This window comes from Streptomyces sp. NBC_00440 (genome assembly GCF_036014215.1).
Lineage (GTDB): Bacteria > Actinomycetota > Actinomycetes > Streptomycetales > Streptomycetaceae > Streptomyces.
Genome location: NZ_CP107921.1, coordinates 7,640,724 through 7,660,823 on the forward strand (window position 1 = coordinate 7,640,724; position 20,100 = coordinate 7,660,823).

A 20,100-nucleotide genomic window follows, 5' to 3' on the forward strand; every position below is an offset into this window, starting at 1 on the left:
ACAGGCTTCGACTCTGCCTTGATGTGGTCAGCTTAATTGACTTGTTCACCGGTTATTCGGAGTCCTGTCATCAACGCGAGGTGCTCCGCTGTGCGACAGCACGTCGAATCGCGCCGCTCTCCGGCGTGTGGAAGCGTGGAATGGTCAGCCAAACGCGGGAGGTGGCCCATGTCATCGAAGCGACGACGGAAGAAGAAGGCTCGCCGCAAGCACGCCGCTAACCACGGACGGCGGCCGCAGTCCTGAGGGTCGCGGCAGCTCCGTACCGAAAGCGGGCGGGTGGCCGCATAGGTGCGGTGGCCCGCCCGTGCTTCCGGCGCAACACGTTGCACAAGTGGTGATGAACGGGGATCCACGGCGCGGATTTCGGCTGGAAGCTAGTATCCCCAGTGCCCCCTGATATCGCTTGCGGGGTGTATTTGCCGTAGCGCAACAGCTAGGAGGCAGGCTCCGTGGCCGAGTCGCAGTCCGTGATCGCCCCGCCGGCCGAATCTGCCCTGTTCCTCGTCTGCACCATCGTGCCCGGCGGAGAGTCCGTTGTCCGAGACCTGCTCCCCGATGTGGCCGGGTTGAAGCGATCGGTGGGTTTCCGCGCTCCGGACGCCAGGCTCACCTGCGTCGTCGGCATCGGTTCCGCCGCGTGGGACCGGCTCTTCGACGGGCCGCGACCGCGCGAACTGCATCCCTTCGTGCCGTTGGCGGGCGCCCGCCACTGTGCTCCGTCCACGCCCGGCGATCTCATCTTCCATCTGCGGGCCCGCCGTATGGACCTCTGTTTTGAGCTGGCCCGGCTGATCGGCGAACGCCTCCGGGGAGCGGTCACCGTGGTGGACGAGGTACATGGGTTCAAATCATTCGACGAGCGTGACCTCCTCGGCTTCGTCGACGGCAGCGAGAACCCGGAGGGCGCGCTCGCGGCCGACTCCGTGTTCATCGGCGAGGAGGACCGTGATTTCGCGGGCGGGAGTTACGTCGTCGTGCAGAAATACGTGCACGATCTCGCGGCCTGGAATGCGCTGCCCACGAACGAGCAGGAAATGATCATCGGCCGCACAAAGCTGAACAACGTCGAGTTGTCCGACGAGGTCAAGCCCGCGGACTCCCATGTCGCCCTCAACACCGTTACGGACGAGGACGGCAACGAGCGGAAGATCGTGCGGGACAACATGCCGTTCGGCCGCATCGGACAGAGCGAATTCGGCACCTACTTCATCGGCTATGCGCGCACCCCAGAGATTACCGAGCAGATGCTGCGCAATATGTTCCTCGGAGACCGGCCGGGCATCCATGACCGGATCCTCGACTTCTCCACCGCAGTCACCGGCTGCCTCTTCCACGTCCCGAACGCCGACTTCCTCGACGATCCGCCGGACCCACCCGCGGGCGCCACGATGACCGAAGGTTCTCTCGGTATCGGCAGCCTCAAAGGAGTCTGATCGTTATGCCCGTGTCCACCGGTATGAACAACCTGCACCGTGAACTCGCCCCGATCACCGCCCAGGCCTGGGCGCAGATCGAGGACGAGGCCCGCCGCACATTTCAGCGCAACGTCGGTGGCCGCCGCGTCGTGGACGTGACCGGACCCGACGATCCCGCGCTCGCCGCCGTCGGCACCGGCCATCTCACCGCGATCGAAGCCCCGGCGGCCGGCGTTACCGCACGGCTGCGCCAGGTACAGCCCCTGGTCGAACTCCACGTCCCCTTCAAGGTCACCCGCGAAGCGGTGGACGACGTCGAGCGCGGCGCGCAGGACTCCGACTGGCAGCCCGTCAAGGACGCGGCGCGTTCCATGGCGTTCGCTGAGGACAGGGCCGTCTTCGAGGGGTACGCGGCAGCGGGTATCAGCGGGCTCCGTGAGCGGACCTCCAATCCGGTGCTGAGCCTGCCGGCAGAGGTACGTGAGTACCCGGACACCGTCAGCCGGGCTCTGACGACGCTGCGCCTCGCCGGAGTCGCCGGCCCGTACTCACTGCTGCTGGGCGCCGACGCGTACACCGAGGTGAGCGAGACGTCCGACCACGGTTACCCCATCGCGGCACATCTGGGCCGGCTCCTGGACGCGCCCCCCATCTGGGCGCCCGCGCTCGACGGTGCCTTCCTTGTCTCCACCCGCGGTGGTGACTTCGAGCTGCGTCTCAGCGAGGACCTCTCGATCGGCTACACCGCGCATGACATGAACGAGATCGAGCTGTACTTCCGGCAGACGCTGACCTTCCTCGTCTACACCGACGAAGCCGTCGTGGCACTCACATCCTGATCCGTACATCCTGATCCGATGCCCAGCACGTCGGAACGGCACGTCGGAACGGCACATCGGAACGGCACATCGGAACGCGCCGCGTACTCATGCCCGTACGCGGCGCGTCCTCCGTCGTTCCCTACTCGGCTCCGGCGTCCGGTTCCGGCGGCAGCCCCACGTCGCCGCGGTCCTCCTCCACGCGCTGTTCGAGTTCCTTGTCGTCCGGGCGGCGGGGCATACCGCGTCCATGCCCGGTCTCCGGGTCGCCTTCGACTTCGCGGTTCGACTTGTGGTGTGCCATCACTCTCTCCTCGCGATGGAGGTGCGGACTGCTCGTACGCTCCAGCGCCCGCCCGTCAGGATGCGGCCGGTGGTCGTGGCATCGTCCCCGCCGGTCCTGCTGCGGGTGGTGCAGTGGAGCGAGTCGTCCTTCACATCGGCATCGACATCTCAGCTCCGGATGATGGGGAACCACCTTCCACTCAAGCCCTCTGCCCGCCGTCCCGCAAGCGGGGGAGAGGTGCGGCGGAGGGGTGCTTGCGCAGCATTTCCAGAACAACCGCAGCCGACCAGGAGAAGTTCGCGGAGTTCTTTCCCGCGCCGGTCAGCGGATGGTAGTTCTCATGGATGGGCCCGTCGCCGAGCAGGCCGTCCGCGTGCTGGAGGAGTTGTTCGCCGATGGCCCGGGCGTCCCGGTCGTAGCCGTAGTCGGACAGGCCGCGGATGGCGAAATACGCCTGGTCAAGCCAGACGAGACCGCGCCAGTATCCGGTCGGGTCGAACTTCGGGTTGTTGCGCGCGACCGTCGGCAGGGGCATGAAGGTGCCGAACTGCGCGGGGTCGGTGAGTGCGGCACGGGCACCGGCGGCCTCGCGCGCGGACGCGACGCCGGTCCACAGCGGTACAGCGCCTTCGATGCCCTTGCCGGCCGCCGTGAGCGGTCCGCTGCCGTCCGGTCCGCAGTCGTAGAAGTATCCGGTGGCCGGGTCGTAGGTGTGGGCCCTGATCCGGTCCCGCAGGGCATCCGCCTCATGGTTCAGGTCCTTCGCCTCGTCCGGCCAGCCGAGCTCGGTGGCCATCCGTGCGAGGAAGCGTTTCTCCGCGTACAGGAAACAGTTGAGATCGACCGACTGCTGGGCCAGCGAGTAGCCGATGGTGCGGCCCGCCCGGTCGGTGTTGGTGCGCACCTGTGTGTCGTCGAACCTCGGAGCGTTGTCCATCCCGCTCTCCCAGGCGGCCGCCAGCCTCCGCTGCGCGGTGCTGTCGTTGGCCGGATCCACCGTGGCGCCGTACTCGGCCAGGCCGTTGTGATCGTGGTCCCGGTCGCGGTACCACCACGCGTGGTACGACCTGAGCTTCGGGTACATCCGGTGCAGGAACGCCCGGCCGCCGCCCCGCTCGTACACCTGCCACACCGCCCAGGCGGCCAGCGGCGGCTTGGAGTTGCGTTCGTTCCAGTTCAGGCCGCCCTGGCGAATGTCGTTGTAGAACAGCGCGTCCGGCACCATCCCGGCGTCCTGCGGACGGTCCGGGGAGTCCGCCTGGATCTGGTGGTCGAACATCGACTCAATGGTGGAGACGGCCAGTTGAGGGTCGAAGATGGCCGTCGCAGCGGCTTCCTTCCACGAGTCCCAGGCCCAGAAGCCCCCGGCGAACGACGTGTTGGTGAGGGAGGGAGTGATTCCGTCCTTGCGCAGTGCACCGGCCGGGCTGCGCCAGTTGGTCACCAGTGTCTGTACGGCCTTTGCCGCGGTACGGCAGCGGTCGGGGGCCACTCCGTCGAACGAGCGGGTCAGGTAGCGGTGCCAACGGCGGTCCGCACGGTCCGCGACCCGGTCCGGGTGCGCCAGGGCCTCTCGGACGGCCGCGTGGTCCGTGCGGCGCTCGGCGTCGGTGAACGTGTACGACTCGGTCCAGGTGAACGTGGCCGTCGCACCCGGGGCGAGCCTCGTCGGCCGGTGCGCGGTGGTGCGGTACTCGTCGCCGTGGACGGTCGTGCGTACGGACCCGGCGTGCGCCACTTCGAACCGGGTCTCTGCGGTGGTCAGGAAGTCCTTGAACGAGCGGACCTCGGCGAACCGGACCGCGACGCCGTCATCGGTCGCCTGCAGTCGCGGCGCGCTGCGAACCGGCTCGCTGGTGTGGCGCAGCAGCGAGCCCGTCCAGTGGGCGCGCAGCTCGCGGACGCTGTTTCCCCGGTTCTGGACCGTCGCCCGGACCAGGGCGCTGCGGTTGGTGGCGTACCGCAGCTCCACGGTCACGCACAGACCGTCCGTGACGTACGACTGCGTCAGGACGCCCGGCCGGGCCTCCAGGCGGGGCGCCCGGTCGCCCGACAGGTCGACGGCACGGGCCGACCGCTCGTCGACGAGTCCGAACCGGCTGAAGGCCCGGCTCAGGTACCAGGGGTACTCCTCCGCCACGTACAGGGGTCCGCTGAAGCCTCCGAGGTACGCGTGGTCCGCGGCGGAGGGCAGTCCGTAGGCGTGCCAGGCGCCGAGGTCGGCGAAGACGTTGAGTGGATTGTCGCCCGGCGGCTCGGCCGCCTCGGGAAGGCCGTGCAGATCGAGTACGTCGGAGAGCCCGTCCCGGAACGAGTCTCCTGAACCGTGGTGTGACGCCTCCGGCGCTGTCTCCTGGGCATGTGCGGGCGCCGCCGGCAGCAGGGCGGCCCCCAGTGGTACGAGTGACGAAGCGGCGAACTGCCTCCGCGAGAGATGAATCATCGAGAGCCTCGGAACATGAGGGGTATCGGAATCCGGCCACGCTAACAGTTTGTTGACAGCCCGTTGAGGGGTCTGGCCTGCTCAGATTCCGGGCTGCACCGCCGCCGACGCCAGGGCACGGCCACCGGAGTCGGCACGGTGGACGCGTCCCGGTCCGTGTCGTCCCTCGCCGTGCGAGCCACGCCGGCTGAGCCCCGCGGACGGAACGCATAGGGTCGAGTGGTGAAGCCTCCGACAGCTGTGACCTCGCCCGTGGAGCAACTCGACGCCCTCGACCGCCGTATCGCCGCCGCGCTCCAGATCGACGGGCGGGCGTCCTGGCGGCGGATCGCCTCCGCGCTCGGGGAGCCGGAGCGGAAGGTGGCGCGGCGCGGCCTGCGGCTCCTGGAGAGCGGGCGGGTGGCCGTCACGGGTCTTGTGGTGCGGGGGGAGACCGTGATCCTGCGGATGAACTGCCGTCCTGGGGCGGTACGGGACGCGGCAGCGGCGGCGGCCGGGCGCGACGACGCCATCTTCAGCTATGTGCTGGCGGGGGCGGTCGACTGTGTGGCCGAACTGCAGTGTTCACCGGGCCAGTTGGCTCATCTGATGCTCGACGAGGTGCCCGCACTGCCCGGACTCCTCTCCCAGAACGTCTCGCCGGTCCTGCGGTACTTCCGCACGGTGCACGAGTGGCAGCCGGACATCCTGGACGAGGACGAGATCGCGGCGCTCGGCGGCCGGTCTCCGGTCGCGGACGGTGTCGGTCTGCCGGACTCCGATGTGGGCCCGGAGGAGCGGGCGATCCTGCGGGCGCTGGCCGAGGACGGGCGGTGTACGCACGAGGAACTGGCCGCGGTCGCGGGAGTCTCGCTGGCAACGGCCCGGCGGCGCGTGGAGTCGCTGACCCGCGACGGGCTCGTCAGCATCAGGGCCTGTGTGGAGCCCGCACTGCTCGGACTTCCGGTCGAGGCACTGCTGTGGATCAAGACGCGCCCCGATGAGGTGGAGGCCGTCGGGCAGTTGCTCGTCGCATCGCCGCTCGTGCGGTACGCGGCCGTGGTCATGGGCGAGTACCAGCTGCTCGTCGATGTCACGCAGCCTTCGAAGGCCGCGCTGCACGAATTCCTGACCGCGGAGCCGTGGGTGCGGAGGGTGCAGGCAGTCCAGTCCCATCTGGTGGTGGAAGCCCTGAAGCGGAGCGGGACGACCACACCGCTCCTGCGTCACCGCGTCTGAGGCCTCGCCCGGCTCGCAGCTCCCAAGTTCTGACCATAATATCCAGTCGCAGAATATTCGCGTCTGAAAAATTCACTCACGCATGGGTGTTGACGTATCTGGTCAGCGGCCCTCAGTGTGTGCCGCATGATCGAAGACACGGCCGATGGCCTCTGCATGCTCGACGCCACGGAACTCGCAGAGCGTCTGCGCAGCCGCGACCTCTCCGCCCGTGAGGTCGTCCGGGCCCACCTCGACCGGATCGCGCGGATCAACCCCGCTGTCAACGCCATCGTCACCCTGGACGAGGAAGGCGCACTCCGCGCGGCAGCCGCGGCCGACGAACGGATGGCGCGGGGCGATGCCACCGGCCCCTTGCACGGGCTGCCGATCGCGTTCAAGGACACCCACCTGACACGCGGAATGCGCACCACCCATGGTTCGCCGCTCTTCGCCGACCATGTGCCGGACGAGGACGAGCTCCTGGTCCAGCGGATCGAGGCAGCGGGCGCCATCCGTATCGGCAAGACCAATGTGCCGGAGTTCGCGGCGGGTTCGCACACGTTCAACCCCGTCTTCGGCGCGACCCGCAATCCGTACGACACCGGGCGCTCGGCCGGTGGCAGCAGCGGCGGCGCCGCGGCCGCGCTCGCCGCCGGGCTGCATCCGCTGGCCGACGGCAGCGACATGGGCGGCTCGCTGCGCAACCCCGCTTCCTTCTGCAACGTCGTCGGACTGCGGCCCACCCCGGGCCGGGTGCCGTCCCATCCGTCCGGCGACGTGTGGGACACCCTCGCGGTCGCGGGCCCCATGGGCCGCACGGTCGCGGACACCGCCCTGCTCCTGTCCGTGATGGCGGGCCCCGACCCCCGCTGCCCCCTCTCCCTGGACTCGCCCGGCCACACCTTCCGCGCCCCTCTGACACGCGGGGACCTGAAGGGACTGCGAGTCGCCTGGGCGCCCGACCTCGGCGGGCGGGTACCCGTCGACCGGGACGTGTCCGACGTACTGGCCCGGCAGGCGGCGATCTTCGAGGAGCTGGGGTGCCGCGTCGAAGAGGACTGCCCGGACCTCGATGGCGCCGAACACGTCTTCCGGACCCTGCGTGCCCAGGCGTTCAGCCTCGGGTTCGGAACGTTCCTCGACGAACGGCGCGACGCGCTCAAGCCCAGCCTCATCCGGAACATCGAGGAGGGACGGCGCCTCACCGTCGCGGATCTCGAACGTGCCACCGCCGAGCGCACCCGTATCCATCTCGCCGCGACCGGCTTCTTCGAGCGGTACGACGTGCTGCTCGCGCCCGTCAGCCAGGTCTCGCCGTTCCCCGTCGATGACGAGTACCCCACCGGGATCGACGGGCAGCCGCAGCACAGCTATCTCGACTGGATGCGCTCCGCGTACTTCCTCTCCGTTCTGGGCGCACCCGCCCTTTCGGTGCCCGCCGGCTTCACCGACGCCGGACTCCCCGTCGGCCTGCAGATCGTGGGCCCGCCGCGCGCCGAAGCTGCCGTGCTCGAAGTCGGTGCCGCGTTCGAGGCCGCGACCCGGCACGGGCGCCGGCGACCGGTACTTCCCCCTGCCTGAAGCTGTCGCCCCCCGGGAGCCCCGATGAGAAAACTGCATGTGATCTGGGCCGTCGTGCCCGTAATGGCGTTCCTCAGCACCCCGTTCCTGCCCTTCGTGAACGGCCCCCATCTGTGGCTCGGCGTCCCCTCCGTACTGGCCTGGTGCCTGTTGTGGACGGCCGGGACAACGGCCGGGCTCGCGCTCACCGACCGCTTCGCCCTGCCCGCCGATGCACGCGAGGACACCCCCGAGACGGAGACCACGGCATGAACAGCACCAGCGTCATCGCCACGATCGGCATGCTGGCCATCGCCGTGGTCGGGATCGGCAGACACCGCCCGGCCAATGGCCCGCTCGGTGAATGGACCGTCGGCGAACGGAAGTTCTCCACCTTCACCACCTGGTTCCTGCAGGCGGGCGAGTCCTTCACCACCTTCAGCTTCCTTGGTCTGGCCGGCCTGGCCTTCGGTGGCGGGGTCGCGGCCTCGTACGCCTTGTGCTATCTCGCCATCAACTTCGTCCTCCAGTACTTCACCGCTCCGCGCATGCGTCAACTCGGAGCCGAACACGGCTATCTGACGCAGGCGGACTTCTTCGCCGAGCGCTACCGCAGCCCGCTCCTGGGCCGGGTCGTCGCCATCGTCGGGGCCGTGTTCCTGCTGCCCTACCTCCAGTTGCAGATCACCGGCCTCGGCCTGATCGTCCAACTGGCGACGGGCAGCCGCACGGGCGGCAACCTCAGCATGATCCTGGCGACCGTCCTCACCGTCGGCTTCGTCCTGTGGTCCGGAATCCGTGGAGTCGCCCGCGTCGCCTACCTCAAGGACGCTCTGATGGTCGTCGGGCTCCTCGTCCTGTTCATCGGGGTCGCGATCTCGGTGAAGGGCGGCATCGGAGGCCTCTTCGAGACCGTACGGGACACTCACCCGGACCTCCTGACGCTCCACCAGAAGGGCTATGACGCAACATTCTTCGTCAGCGCCGTCATCATCTCCGGCATCGGCGGCGGCCTGGGAACCATGGCCCATCTGTGGCCTCCGGTCCTCGCGGCCCGAAGCGGCCGGGCGCTGCGCTCCAACGCCATCTGGCTGCCCCTCTATCAGATAGCCCTCGGCATCCCGGTCATCGTCGGCTTCGCCGGCATCCTCATGGTGTCGCCCGACTCGCCCGGAAACGCGGTGGCACTGACCCTCGCCGGCCAGACCCTGCCCGGCTGGCTGGTCGGTGTGGTCGCGGTGGCCGCGGCATCGGCGGCCATGGTGCCGTCCGCCGCCATCATCGTCGGCATCTCCAGCCTGCTGTCGCGCAATGTCCTCAGCGTCCGCAGCGAGCGCACCCAGCTGCGCACGAACCATGTGTGCGCGGTCGTCGCCGCAGCCCTGGCGCTCTGTCTCGGGCTGTCCCGTCCCGACCTCCTCGCCAACCTCCTGCTGCTCACCTTCGGCGGACTCAGCCAGCTGGCCCCTGCCATCGTCATGGGCCTGGCCAGGAAGGTGCGCCTGGACGCGATCCCCGTACTGCTCGGCATCCTCACCGGGGTGGCGGTCCTCACCTGGCTGACCTTCGGCGACGTGGATCTCGGGACAATGGACCCGGGACTCGTGGCGCTGCTGCCCAACCTCGCCGTCACCGGTGTGGCACAACTGGTGGTGCGCTCGCGTACCTCCCGGGAGGAACCCGGTGGCGTACGGGGTAAGAGAGTCGGGGTGGCCTGAGAGGAGGAGAACCGTCAACAGCCAGGCCCCGGCCCGGCCCAGAAAACATCCGGCCCCGAATTCCGTCCCGGGTTCCGTCCGGTATCGCATCCCATGTTCCGGTCCCGTGTCCCGCCGGCCTCCGTTCCGCCCTCGCCCTGTCCAAGGAGTTAGACGTATGCCCCCTCTCTTCCCGGCCCTGACCGCGGGCTCGGCCCGCCCTGCGCTGACCTTCGGCGACCGCTCGCTCAGCCATGCCGAACTGGCCGCCGCGGCGGGAGCGTCGGCGGCCCTGCTCGGCAGGGCCGGCCGGGTCGCGGTCTGGGCGACGCCCACCCTGGAGACCGCCGTCGGCGTGGTCGCCGCGCTGCTCGCCGGGGTACCCGCAGTACCGCTCAATCCGCGAACCGGCGAGCGCGAGCTGGCGCACATCCTGTCCGACAGCACACCGTCACTGGTCCTCGCGGCACCCGGCGACGAACTGCCGCCGGTACTCGACAAGCTGGACCGGGTGAACATCGACGTCCGGGCGACGTCCGGGCCCCTGCCGCTGCCCGAAGAGCCGCCGGCCGAGGCTCCCGCACTGATCGTCTACACCTCCGGCACCACCGGCCCGCCCAAGGGCGTCGTCCTGCCGCGCCGGGCGATCACCTCCACGCTGGACGCGCTGGCCGACGCCTGGGAGTGGACGGGCGACGACGTACTGGTCCACTCCCTTCCTCTCTTCCATGTCCACGGGCTGATCCTGGGCATCCTCGGCCCGCTGCGCCGGGGCGGCGCCGTGCACCATCTCGGCCGCTTCGAGACAGCTGCCGTCGCCCGCGAACTGGCCGCTCACGGCACGATGTTCTTCGGTGTTCCCACCATGTACCACCGCATCGCCGAGGCCCTCTCCGACGAGCCGGCGCTGGCCGAAGCCCTGTCAGGCGCCCGGCTGCTGGTGTCGGGGTCGGCCGCGCTCCCCGTGTACGACCACGAGCGCATCGCCGCCGCGACGGGGCGACGGGTCATCGAGCGGTACGGCATGACCGAGACCCTGATGAACACGAGCGTCCGCGCCGACGGCGAGCCCCGGCCCGGCACGGTCGGCGTGCCGCTGGCCGGGGTGAAGGTGCGGCTGGTCGAGGAGACGGGGGAGGAGATCACGGCGTACGACGGTGAGAGCGTCGGCGAGGTCCAGGTGTGCGGGCCCAATCTGTTCTCCGAGTATCTGAACCGCCCGGATGCCACCGCCGCGGCATTCGACGGGCCGTGGTTCCGTACCGGCGACATGGCGACCCGCGACCCGGACGGAGCCGTCCGTATCGTCGGCCGGAAGGCCACCGACCTCATCAAGAGCGGCGGCTACAAGATCGGCGCGGGCGAGATCGAGAACGCCCTCCTGGACCATCCCGCGGTACGCGAGGCGGCGGTCACCGGCGAGCCGGACCCGGACCTGGGCGAGCGCATCGTCGCCTGGATCGTTCCGTCCAACATGCAAAGCCCGCCCTCGGTCGAGGAGTTGGCCCGGCATGTGGCACAGCAGCTGGCCCCGCACAAGCGGCCCCGCGAGGTGCGGCTGCTCGACGAGCTGCCCCGCAACGACATGGGCAAGATCATGAAGCGTGCGCTGCATGGCTGACCCGTGGACGGCCCGCGAGGCGATCGACGCCGTAGCGGACCCGGGTTCCTTCACCGAGCTGGTCCCACCGCCCCGTGCCACGGAGCCCGACGGCCCGCTCGGGTGGCCGGGGTACCACGAGTCGACCGCGCGGGCGGCGGCGCGGACCGGTGAACGCGAGTCCGTCGTCTGCGGCACCGCTTCGATCGGCGGCCGGGCGGCCGTCCTCATCTCCTTCGAGTTCGGCTTCCTCGGCGGCTCGCTGGGGGAGCCCACGGGTGACCTCCTGGAAGCCGCCTTCACCCTGGCCAGGGAACGGCGCACCCCGCTCGTCTCGCTGATCGCCACGGGCGGCAGCAGGATGCAGGAGGGTATGCGCGCACTGACCCAACTGCAGCGTGTGACACGTCAGTCCGCTCTGCTGCGAGCCACCGGCACCCCGCAGATCGCGGTGGTGCGCGACCCCACGACGGGCGGTGGCTGGGCCACCCTCGGCGCAGCGGCGGACGTCGTCCTCGCGCTGCCCGGCGCACAGGTGGGCTTCGCGGGATCACGGGTGCGGCCACCGGGCGCCGACCCGGCCGCGTACACCGCCGATGGCCAGTTCGCCGCCGGGCAGATCGACGCGCTGGTGCGCCCCGGGGAACTGCGGACGGCCCTGGCCGACTGGCTGTTGCTGCTGTCCGGACCACGGGGCGCCGGAGCGCCCGAGCCCCCCGGCACCATCGTCGGGGGACCGGCCCGCGCCATCTCCGGCCAGGAGGCGGTCGCGCTGGCCCGTTCCCCGGAGCGTCCACGCGCCGCCGCATACCTCGCCGCCTTCTTCGGCGGCCGTATCCGGGAGATCAGCGGGGACCGCTGCGGTGGCACCGACCCGGGCGTACGGTGCGGCTTCGGCATCCACCAGGGGCTGACCGTCGCCTACGTCGCGCAGTGCGGCACGGCGACCCGCCCGGCCGGCTACCGCACCGCCACCCGGCTGGTCTCTCTCGCCGATGCCCTGGGCATCCCGGTGATCACCTTCATCGACACGCCAGGGGCCGCCAACGACGCCGAAGCGGAGCGCTCCGGCGCGGGCCCGGCCATCGCCGGTCTCTTCCTGGCCATGGCCACCGCCCGCGTACCGCTCACCACGCTCCTCATCGGCGAAGGCGGTTCCGGGGGTGCGCTCGCGGCGGCCGCGCCGGGCAACCTCTGGGCCACACCGGACAGTTACTTCTCGGTCATCGCGCCGGAGGCCGCCGCCGCCATCCTCAAGCGCGCACCGGACCGGGACGGGGAGACCGCGGACCAGCTGCGCCTGCGCCCCCACGATCTGGTGGAGCTGGGCATCGCACGCGGGGTGGTGAGCGTCCTGCCTTCTGCGTGATGCCTGGGCGGGGTCCCGGCCTGCGCTCCCGGGGCGGCTCCTGGGTTCGGGCTACGGATCGGGGCCGACGGGCCTGTCGTCCGGCGGCCTGCGATCCTGGATCAAGCCTCCTCGGCATTTTCGTACGTCCTGGTACGGGGCCAGGCCGTGAGGCGCGCACCAAGGGAGAGACACGCGATGACAGCGATGCGGACAGTGACACTTCCCTCCGGGGCCGCGGTGCCCGCTCTGGGACAGGGCACCTGGCACATGGGGGACGACCGCGCGCGGCGCCCCGGCGAACTCGCCGCGCTGCGGCGCGGCATCGATCTGGGGATGACGCTGATCGACACGGCGGAGATGTACGGAAGCGGCGCCGCCGAAGAGCTCGTCGGTGAGGCGATCCGCGGCCGCCGGGACGAGGTCTTCCTGGTGAGCAAGGTGCTGCCGTCGAACGCCGACGCCCGCGGCACGGTCGACGCCTGCCGTGCGAGCCTGCGCCGCCTGGGCACCGACCGGATCGACCTCTATCTGCTGCACTGGCGCGGCGGCGTACCGCTCGCCGAGACGGTCGAGGCCTTCGAGGCGCTGGTGGCGGACGGCAGCATCGGCTCCTGGGGGGTCAGCAACCTCGACGTCGACGATCTGGACGACCTGCCCGCAAAGGCGCGTCCCCAGACGGACCAGGTGCTCTACAACCTCACCCGGCGGGGCCCCGAGCACGCTCTCTTCCCCCGGTGCAGGGATCTGTCGGTCCCGGTCATGGCGTATTCACCGGTCGAGCAGGGCCGGTTGCTGGGGCATGAAGCGCTGCGTGCGGTGGCTTCGGCCCATGGCAGCACCCCGGCTCAGGTGGCGCTCTCCTGGGTGCTGCGGCACGAGGACGTCATCGCCATCCCCAAGGCGTCCTCCGTCGCCCACGTGGAGGAGAACCGGGCTGCCCTCGATCTGCGCCTCACCGACGACGACCTCCGGACTCTGGACGCCGCGTTTCCGCCCCCTGCGCGGAAGGAGCCGCTGGAGATCCTCTGACCCGGCCGGAGTGGTCGGGCGGGGCCAACAGCCCGATGCGCGCCGCCCGGTCGGGGCTGCGCGCATCGGACCTGGGGGAGGGGCGAGGGGAGGCGTTCTGCCCGGTGCCTACCGTTGCGGCCCCTGGACCGCACGGCGCAGCAGGGCGAGGAACTGGTCTCGCTCCTGCGGGGAGAAATGCGCCAGCATCTGGTCGCTCACGGCGACCACGGCGGGGGCGAGGGAGGTGGCCAGTTCCCGGCCGCTTTCCGTGATGCTCACCAGCTTCCTCCGTCTGTCGACGGCGTCCTTGGCGATGTCCACCAGACCCCGCCGCAGCAGGCGGTCCAGAAGCGGCGCCACGGTCGACTTGTCGAGCTTCGCCAGCGCCCCGAGCATCCCCTGATCCATTGAACCGCGGGTGTGCAGCAGGCTCAGGACAGTGAACTGCGGCCCGGTCAGGTCCTGGTGGACCTGCTCGTACCAGAGGCGGGTGTGCACCTGGTTCAGCTGGCGGGCCAAGGGGCCGAGACCGCTGATCGCACTGAGTACGCCCCCGCTGGGCGCGTTCCCACTGGGCAGGTCGCCGGGGTCCTGACCCTGGTCCTGGTCCTGCGATGACATTCTCCGCCGCCGTTCCGTCGAATTGATTAGGACGTACACGTACTATACGCTCGGAAGGAATTAGGACGCACACGTCATAACTGTGTGCGACAGGGCTGTATGCGTAATCGATGTGCTCGACGGAACGGAGGTGGCGGAGTGAAGCTCATCGTCGCGATGACCGGGGCGACCGGAGCTCCGCTGGGGATACGCCTGCTGGAGGCCCTCGGAGCGCTGGATGTCGAAACGCACCTGATCGTCAGCCGGTGGGCGCGGGCCACGCTCGCGCAGGAGACCGAGTACACGCTGCGTGATGCACAGGCGCTCGCCTCGGTGTGTCACAGCCCGGACGACCAGGGTGCGTCGATCTCCAGCGGCTCGTTCCGGGTGGACGGCATGGTTGTCGTGCCGTGCAGCATGAAGACGCTGGCCTCGATCCGTACCGGCTACGGAGAGGGCCTGATCGGCCGGGCCGCAGATGTGATGCTCAAGGAGCGGCGCAAACTGGTCCTGGTGGCCCGGGAGACGCCGCTGTCGGCCGTGCATCTGGAGAACATGCTGGAGCTGACGCGGATGGGCGCCGTCGTGATGCCGCCGGTCCCCGCGTTCTACAACCACCCTGCGACGATCGCCGATGTCGTCGAACACATCGTCGCGCGCGTACTCGACCAGTTCGACCTGGACATGCCCACCGCCCGGCGGTGGGAGGGCATGAAGACGACTGCCCGAGAAAGAAAGGTTCTGTCATGACACAACGCGGCAGCGCGCTCAACTTCCGTGACTTCGTTGAGAATTCACTCGCCACCGGTGACGCGGTCGACATCCGCGAGCCGGTCAGCCCCACGCTTGAGGTCGGAGCCATCACCCGGCGGGTCTACGAAACGAGGGGCCCCGCCCCGCTGTTCAGCAATCTGACCGAAGGCCGGGCGGGATGCCGGATTCTCGGCGCCCCCGCCGGCCTGAGCGGCACCGGAGGAGGTCAGTACGGCCGGCTCGCCGCGCACTTCGGGCTGGATCGTGAGACCGTGCCGGGCCAGCTGCTGGAACGGCTCATCTCGGCGATGCACGCGGACCCCGTCCCCCCGAGGACGGTGGAAACCGGACCCTGCAAGGAGAACGTGCTGACCGGCGACGACGTCGACCTGGAGCGGTTCCCGGTGCCGTTGCTGCACCAGGAGGACGGCGGCCGGTACTTCGGGACCTACGGCTTCCATGTGGTGCGTTCCCCCGACGGGCGGTGGACCAGCTGGTCGGTCAGCCGCACCATGCTCAACGGGCGGAACACACTCGTCGGCCCGGCCATGCCGCAGCAGCACCTCGGCATGATCCACGCCATGTGGCGCGAGCAGGGGCTGCCGACACCCTGGGCCATGGTGCTCGGGGCCCCGCCGGCAGCGCTGGCCGCGGCGGGCATGCCGCTGCCGGCCAAGGTGAACGAGGACGGCTACGTCGGGGCCCTGACCGGCAGCCCGGTCGAGGTGGTCCGGACCGAGCTGCACGACCTGTATGTCCCGGCCAACGCGGAGATCGTGCTGGAGGGGTACATCAGCCCCGACGAGAGTGCCGCCGAGGGGCCGATGGGTGAGTATCACGGGTACTCGTTCGCCGGGAGCAAGCAGCAGCCGGTCTTCCACGTCGAGGCCGTGACCCACCGCGACGACCCGATCCTCCCGGTCTGCGTGGCGGGCCTTCCTCCGGAGGAGAACCACACCATCTGGGGCACCATGATCTCCGCTGCCAGCATGGACCTGCTGCGCTCCAGGGGCCTGCCCGTGGACATGGCCTGGTGCTCCTACGAGGCCGCGACGTGCTGGATCGCCGTGTCCATCGACATCCAGCGGCTGGCGCGGATGCGGATGGGCGAACGGGAGCTGGCCGACGCGGTGGCTGACGTCCTGTTCGGATCACACACCGGATGGCTGGTGCCCAAGGTCCTTCTGGTGGCGAACGACATCGACATCACCGACATCAACCAGGTGGTGTGGGCCCTGGCCACCCGGTACCACCCGGGGACCGGTGAGTACGTCTACCCCGATGCTCCGGGTATCCCCATGGTTCCCTACCTGACTCCGGACGAGGTGCGCACCGGCCGGGGCGGCAAGTCCGTCATGAGCTGTCTGCTGCCGGAGCAGTTCGAAGGCACCACCCGGGGCATCACCGCGTCCTTCCGGCACTCGTACCCCGACGACCTGCAGGAACGGGTCGTGGAGAACTGGGCCGGATACGGCTTCCCCCCGGGTGGTCCCACGACGGCCTGACGGGCCGCCCGAACGGATAGTCCCGGACGGCGGGCCAGGCCGTCAGAGGCCGCGCCAGACGTTGTCGAACGCCGCGTCCTCGATCGCTCTGCGCTGTCGTACGGCCCGCAGCTCCTGCACAGCGCCTCCGACGGCGGCCAGCACTGCCGCGGCCGCGTCACCGGCAAGCTCCGGCGCGTCCTCGGCCGGCTCGTCGCGGATTCCGGCAGCGGACGCCAGAGCGGCGAGGACGGGTTCGCCCGTCACCCAGCGGTCCTCGGCCCGGCTCCGGGCCGCCGAGTCCACCAGCTCCGTCCGTCCGGTCCGCAGCGGAATGTGACGGCCCCGCGCCCGGGCCGTCAGCCCCACCCGCTCCAGGTCGTCGACGTACGCCGAGGAGAGCCCGCGGCCCCGGCGCCACAGCCAGTCCTCGACCGATTCGTACGGCTCCTGCCGCCTGAGCGCCTCTGAGGCCTCGTCCAACAGCCGTTCCCCGGTGGGTGCTTGGGCGTTCGGCAGGATCCGGTCGCCGTCCACGACCAGGGCCCTGGCCTCGATGAGGTCCAGCACCTCGGCTCCCGCCAGCGCGAGCGACAGGTCGCCCTGTTCCACGGGGAGGCCGGGTTTCACGTCCAGGGCGATGATCGCGAGGTCCCGTGCGGTGGTCATGAGCGGCTCCACGTGAGTCGACTGGGTGCGGGGCGAGAGTGCCGGGGCCGCTCACGGCAGGCCGGGCGTCCCCGGTCGATTCTCGCCCCTCTTCGGGCCCCGTGCGCCCCGTGTGCCCTGTTACGACGATGTGGCGCGGGAATCCGATCCGCAGCACGCGGCGACCCGGCGCAGTGCCGGGCCGGCCGGTCACACGTCGCGTACGGGGCTCCGGTCGAGCCTCGTAGAATCGTGGTGTGGCATTCATGAGCACTCCGCACTGCTGCTTCCACTGATCGGGAGGCTGTGAGGGCGATGCCGGGCGGCGTCGCCCTCCTTGGTGTTCCAGTCGGCCGGGCGCCCGGCGGGTCTGCACCGCCGGGCGCCCATGGCGACCCCAGTGCCTGCTGGGCGGTGGTGGCCCGCTGGTTCGGATCAGCGTGTGCGGGTCCGTGGCTCTCGCGGGCTCAGGCGCCCACGCTCCCGTCGACACCCTCACGGAGGAAGTCCGCGTGCCCGTTGTGGCGGCCGTACTCCAGAAGCACGTGCACCATGACCATCCGCAGCGATACCTCCTCGCCCCATCGCGGCTGGTACCCGGTCATGTCCAGGGACTCGGCCTCCCGCTCGACGCGCCGCGAGTTCCCGGCTTCCGCCTCCCAGGCAGTGAAGGCCTCGTCCCTGGTCGACCGGCTCGCGTCGTACGCCGCCTGGAAGTCAGTCGTGTCGGACCAGACCATGGGCGCGTCGTTGTCATCGAACACCCGGCGGAACCAGGCACGCTCCACCTCCGCCATGTGCCGCACCAGGCCGAGCAGCGACAGCGTCGACGGCGGCATCGACTGCTGCCGCAGCTCCTCGTCGGTCAGCCCTTCGCACTTCATGGCGAGGGTCGCACGGTGGTAGTCGAGGAAAGCCCGCAGCATGTCGCGTTCACTGCCAACGCTGGGCGGCCCCGTGCGGTTGTCACTGGTCATGGGTGGCGCTCCTCGTCCGGGCCGGCTAGGCCGGTTTGCGATGCCGTTCGGCTGCCTGGGCCCCCGTAACAGGGGCCCAGGAACAGCTGCCGGCAACAGATGTCAGGAACGGAGCGACAGTACCTGGGCCGCATCCATGTCCTGTGGGGCGGTCACGGCCCGACCGTGCCTGTCGAGGCTCAGCGCGAGCCCGCTGTAGCGGTTGACCAGGCGGTACGTACCTGTGGCCTTCGAAGCGCCGCCCTTGGCCGGGGACTTCACGATCTGCTGGAAGTACCACTCGGACGTGGCCGATGCCTTGGCGCCCGCCTTGCCGAGGGAGACAGCGGCGCCCCAGGCGCGGCCTCCTGTGCCGTCCGCGACGCGCAGCGGTCGGCCGTCGCTTCCGGTGACCGTGCAGAAGCCGTCACCGGTGCTGGTGACCTTCCACTTCTGGGTCCTGTCGCCGGGCAGCGAGAGCGCTTCGCCGTTCGCGGCCTTGATCTGCTGGGCTTTGCTGCCGGCCGGGGAGGCGGGCAGGTCGGTCTTCGACTTGGGGTCGATGGTGATGTCCGCGTACTCACCTGTGTAGGTGTCGCATTCGAACGAGCAGTACGAGCGGAACGTCCTGCCCACCACGCTGGAGGTGGTCTTCGTCTCCGAGTCGAGGAACCACCGGTACCACGATGCGTTCTGGTTCTCCGCGACGCTGCCGATGTCCTGCCACTTCTGGGTGGCCAGGTCGTCCGTGGCGTAGAAGTGCAGCGGGGACTTGGTGTTGGTGGCCTGGGCGATGTTGTTCTGCGGGGTGCCGATGTACTTGCCCAGGTAGGCGTTCCAGGTGATGTTCATGACGGTCAGCTGTGAGTTGTCCGGCATGGTGCCCTGCGCGACCTGGTCCGCGGCCTTGCCGCCGGTGGACGGCTTGTACTCGTCGGCGGGCGCGGTGTAGCCGGTGCCGTTGCCGTCCGAAGGGATGATGTTGGACTCCGCTCCGCCGGTGCCCGGCGACTGCCAGGCGCCGTCGTGCCACTTCTTCCATGACGACGGCGCCATCTTCCGGGAGATGGGGGCGCGCGCCACATGCTGTTGCCAGATGGCACCGCCGCCGGACTTGTTCAGCACCCGGGAGGCGTAGAAGACGTAGAAGTATCCCGAGGCGTTGTCCACGTACAGGCGGGGGTCGCCGTCGCCGTAGTTGTAGGTGTCCTTCGGGAACTGGGCGGTGTCACCGCGCTTCGTGCTGTACGGCGAGGTGATGACGTGGTCCTCGATCGACCAGGTCTTGCCCTGGTTCCTGGACACCGCGTAGTCGATGCCGTCGTAGTGCATACCGTCGCCGAAGGGGCTCGGTGTGAACTCGTTGTGCACCAGGCCGTACCAGTCACCGCTGGCCGGGTCCACCCACACACCCGCCAGGTCACAGTAGTTGGGCTGGGCGTAGCCGGAGGTGACCGGAGTCGGGGTGGCCTCCTTGCCGGTGGGGCTGTTGTCGCAGCGCCACGTCGTGTCGTCGTTGCGGTCCTGCGGGTTGGCGGGGTTCACCGCGCCGGATATCGGGTCGGGCTTCGCGGAGTCGAAGTCGGAGCCGCTGTAGAAGCTCCACGCACGCGGGTCTTTCGCGCCGTACTCCGCGTCCGACTGCTGGTAGAAGAACCGGCCGTCCTTCGCGGTGAACACCGAGGCCGGGGTGTCGTCGGGGTTGCCGTACTCGACGGGGGCACCGGCCGACAGACTGTACTTCGGGCCGGGTGCCGACTCGGCGGCCCACTTCTGCACCGCCTGCTTCGGGTCGCACGGGGCGAGCCCGATCCGCGAGTTGTTCGCGACCTGCCCCTGTACGGCCAGACACTTGCCGGACTTGGCACTGTAGATCGTGCCGTCGGGCAGGTACTTGTACTTCTGCTCGTTCACCTGAGCGCAGTCGTGGAGCTGGACGAGTGCGCCGTTGGCATCGGAACCGCCGGTCACGTCAAGGCACTTGCCGAGCACCTTGACGTTCCCGTCGTCCGCCCAGCCGAACTGCTGGGCGGTACCTCCGTTGCAGTCGAACAGCTGGATGGCGGTGCCGTTGGCCGTGCCGCCGTCGGCGACGTCGAGACACTTGCCGCCGAGGGTCACCGTTCCGGCGGCGTCGGCGGCTGTGGCGGCGTTCGCGGTGGGAGGGCCCACCACTCCTGCCGCCAGCACCACGGCGAGCGCGGACGTGGCCGCCAGGGCGGCCCGTCGTCCTGTTCTTGGCTTCACTGTTCCTCCTTGTCAACACGCGGAATCG

Annotated in this window: 17 protein-coding genes; 11 read left to right on the plus strand and 6 right to left on the minus strand. The window is 69.8% G+C overall.

The genetic code is table 11. From position 1 onward, the window contains the following. Positions 1-452 precede the first annotated feature (452 nt). Together OHB13_RS33995 and OHB13_RS34000 are read left to right on the plus strand one after the other, a co-directional pair. Positions 453-1,436 (plus strand): Dyp-type peroxidase, encoded by a 984-nt coding sequence (locus OHB13_RS33995; RefSeq protein ID WP_328379683.1) that lies wholly within the window; start codon positions 453-455, stop codon positions 1,434-1,436. A gap of 23 nt (positions 1,437-1,459) precedes the next feature. Further along, positions 1,460-2,257, plus strand: a complete 798-nt coding sequence (locus OHB13_RS34000) for a family 1 encapsulin nanocompartment shell protein (RefSeq protein ID WP_328380457.1) — start codon at positions 1,460-1,462, stop codon at positions 2,255-2,257. Positions 2,258-2,378: 121 nt separating this feature from the next. Here OHB13_RS34000 and OHB13_RS34005 read toward each other — a convergent pair whose 3' ends face one another. Together OHB13_RS34005 and OHB13_RS34010 are read right to left on the minus strand one after the other, a co-directional pair. Continuing rightward, positions 2,379-2,540, minus strand: a complete 162-nt coding sequence (locus OHB13_RS34005) for a hypothetical protein (protein WP_266862085.1) — start codon at positions 2,538-2,540, stop codon at positions 2,379-2,381. Positions 2,541-2,721: 181 nt separating this feature from the next. After that, positions 2,722-4,965, minus strand: a complete 2,244-nt coding sequence (locus tag OHB13_RS34010; RefSeq protein ID WP_328379684.1) for an MGH1-like glycoside hydrolase domain-containing protein — start codon at positions 4,963-4,965, stop codon at positions 2,722-2,724. Between the two features lie 222 nt (positions 4,966-5,187). On the opposite strand from OHB13_RS34010, the gene OHB13_RS34015 reads away from it, so the two are divergent. The 7 genes from OHB13_RS34015 (at position 5,188) to OHB13_RS34045 (ending at position 13,402) form a co-directional block, all read left to right on the plus strand. Further along, positions 5,188-6,183, plus strand: coding sequence for an Lrp/AsnC family transcriptional regulator (locus OHB13_RS34015; protein WP_328379685.1), 996 nt, complete (start codon positions 5,188-5,190; stop codon positions 6,181-6,183). A 126-nt stretch (positions 6,184-6,309) separates the two neighbouring features. Then, positions 6,310-7,746, plus strand: coding sequence for an amidase (locus OHB13_RS34020; protein WP_328379686.1), 1,437 nt, complete (start codon positions 6,310-6,312; stop codon positions 7,744-7,746). Positions 7,747-7,770: 24 nt separating this feature from the next. Then, positions 7,771-7,998, plus strand: coding sequence for a hypothetical protein (locus OHB13_RS34025; RefSeq protein WP_328379687.1), 228 nt, complete (start codon positions 7,771-7,773; stop codon positions 7,996-7,998). Next, positions 7,995-9,443: a sodium:solute symporter family protein gene (locus OHB13_RS34030; protein WP_328379688.1), complete on the plus strand. Its 1,449-nt coding sequence runs from the start codon at positions 7,995-7,997 to the stop codon at positions 9,441-9,443. The genes OHB13_RS34025 and OHB13_RS34030 overlap by 4 nt, the downstream gene beginning before the upstream one ends. Before the next feature lie 157 nt (positions 9,444-9,600). Continuing rightward, on the plus strand, positions 9,601-11,043 hold the full coding sequence (locus tag OHB13_RS34035) for an acyl-CoA synthetase (protein ID WP_328379689.1): 1,443 nt from the start codon (positions 9,601-9,603) through the stop codon (positions 11,041-11,043). After that, positions 11,036-12,391, plus strand: a complete 1,356-nt coding sequence (locus tag OHB13_RS34040) for a carboxyl transferase domain-containing protein (protein WP_328379690.1) — start codon at positions 11,036-11,038, stop codon at positions 12,389-12,391. The genes OHB13_RS34035 and OHB13_RS34040 overlap by 8 nt, the downstream gene beginning before the upstream one ends. Before the next feature lie 177 nt (positions 12,392-12,568). Beyond that, entirely contained in the window at positions 12,569-13,402 is an 834-nt protein-coding gene (locus tag OHB13_RS34045) for an aldo/keto reductase (RefSeq protein ID WP_328379691.1), read from the plus strand. 108 nt (positions 13,403-13,510) lie between these two features. Here the strand turns inward: OHB13_RS34045 and OHB13_RS34050 are convergent, their stop codons facing one another. Further along, a complete protein-coding gene (locus OHB13_RS34050) occupies positions 13,511-14,005 on the minus strand; it encodes a MarR family winged helix-turn-helix transcriptional regulator (protein WP_266862069.1) in 495 nt (164 codons plus the stop codon). A gap of 138 nt (positions 14,006-14,143) precedes the next feature. Between OHB13_RS34050 and OHB13_RS34055 the strand changes: the two genes are divergently transcribed. Beyond that, positions 14,144-14,734 (plus strand): non-oxidative hydroxyarylic acid decarboxylases subunit B, encoded by a 591-nt coding sequence (locus OHB13_RS34055; protein WP_328379692.1) that lies wholly within the window; start codon positions 14,144-14,146, stop codon positions 14,732-14,734. Beyond that, positions 14,731-16,242, plus strand: coding sequence for a UbiD family decarboxylase (locus tag OHB13_RS34060; RefSeq protein WP_328379693.1), 1,512 nt, complete (start codon positions 14,731-14,733; stop codon positions 16,240-16,242). Before OHB13_RS34055 ends, OHB13_RS34060 begins: the two co-directional genes overlap by 4 nt. A gap of 42 nt (positions 16,243-16,284) precedes the next feature. On the opposite strand, the gene OHB13_RS34065 is transcribed toward OHB13_RS34060, so the two are convergent. From OHB13_RS34065 to OHB13_RS34075, 3 genes are all read right to left on the minus strand, one after another. After that, positions 16,285-16,890 carry a GOLPH3/VPS74 family protein gene (locus OHB13_RS34065; protein WP_328379694.1) on the minus strand — a complete coding sequence of 202 codons (606 nt, stop codon included), beginning with the start codon at positions 16,888-16,890 and terminating at the stop codon, positions 16,285-16,287. A gap of 446 nt (positions 16,891-17,336) precedes the next feature. Then, on the minus strand, positions 17,337-17,846 hold the full coding sequence (locus OHB13_RS34070; RefSeq protein WP_328379695.1) for a DinB family protein: 510 nt from the start codon (positions 17,844-17,846) through the stop codon (positions 17,337-17,339). A gap of 102 nt (positions 17,847-17,948) precedes the next feature. Next, on the minus strand, positions 17,949-20,072 hold the full coding sequence (locus tag OHB13_RS34075) for an RICIN domain-containing protein (protein ID WP_328379696.1): 2,124 nt from the start codon (positions 20,070-20,072) through the stop codon (positions 17,949-17,951). Between the last annotated feature and the right edge of the window lie 28 nt (positions 20,073-20,100).

Excerpts from the sequence above, each read along its gene's own strand:
- OHB13_RS34000 (WP_328380457.1), top strand. The coding sequence starts at position 1,460 with ATGAACAACCTGCACCGTGAACTCGCCCCGATCACCGCCCAGGCCTGG.
- OHB13_RS34005 (WP_266862085.1), bottom strand. The coding sequence starts at position 2,540 with ATGGCACACCACAAGTCGAACCGCGAAGTCGAAGGCGACCCGGAGACC.
- OHB13_RS34010 (WP_328379684.1), bottom strand. The coding sequence starts at position 4,965 with ATGATTCATCTCTCGCGGAGGCAGTTCGCCGCTTCGTCACTCGTACCA.
- OHB13_RS34020 (WP_328379686.1), top strand. The coding sequence starts at position 6,310 with ATGATCGAAGACACGGCCGATGGCCTCTGCATGCTCGACGCCACGGAA.
- OHB13_RS34025 (WP_328379687.1), top strand. The coding sequence starts at position 7,771 with ATGAGAAAACTGCATGTGATCTGGGCCGTCGTGCCCGTAATGGCGTTC.
- OHB13_RS34030 (WP_328379688.1), top strand. The coding sequence starts at position 7,995 with ATGAACAGCACCAGCGTCATCGCCACGATCGGCATGCTGGCCATCGCC.
- OHB13_RS34035 (WP_328379689.1), top strand. The coding sequence starts at position 9,601 with ATGCCCCCTCTCTTCCCGGCCCTGACCGCGGGCTCGGCCCGCCCTGCG.
- OHB13_RS34040 (WP_328379690.1), top strand. The coding sequence starts at position 11,036 with ATGGCTGACCCGTGGACGGCCCGCGAGGCGATCGACGCCGTAGCGGAC.
- OHB13_RS34045 (WP_328379691.1), top strand. The coding sequence starts at position 12,569 with ATGACAGCGATGCGGACAGTGACACTTCCCTCCGGGGCCGCGGTGCCC.
- OHB13_RS34050 (WP_266862069.1), bottom strand. The coding sequence starts at position 14,005 with ATGTCATCGCAGGACCAGGACCAGGGTCAGGACCCCGGCGACCTGCCC.
- OHB13_RS34060 (WP_328379693.1), top strand. The coding sequence starts at position 14,731 with ATGACACAACGCGGCAGCGCGCTCAACTTCCGTGACTTCGTTGAGAAT.
- OHB13_RS34065 (WP_328379694.1), bottom strand. The coding sequence starts at position 16,890 with ATGACCACCGCACGGGACCTCGCGATCATCGCCCTGGACGTGAAACCC.
- OHB13_RS34070 (WP_328379695.1), bottom strand. The coding sequence starts at position 17,846 with ATGACCAGTGACAACCGCACGGGGCCGCCCAGCGTTGGCAGTGAACGC.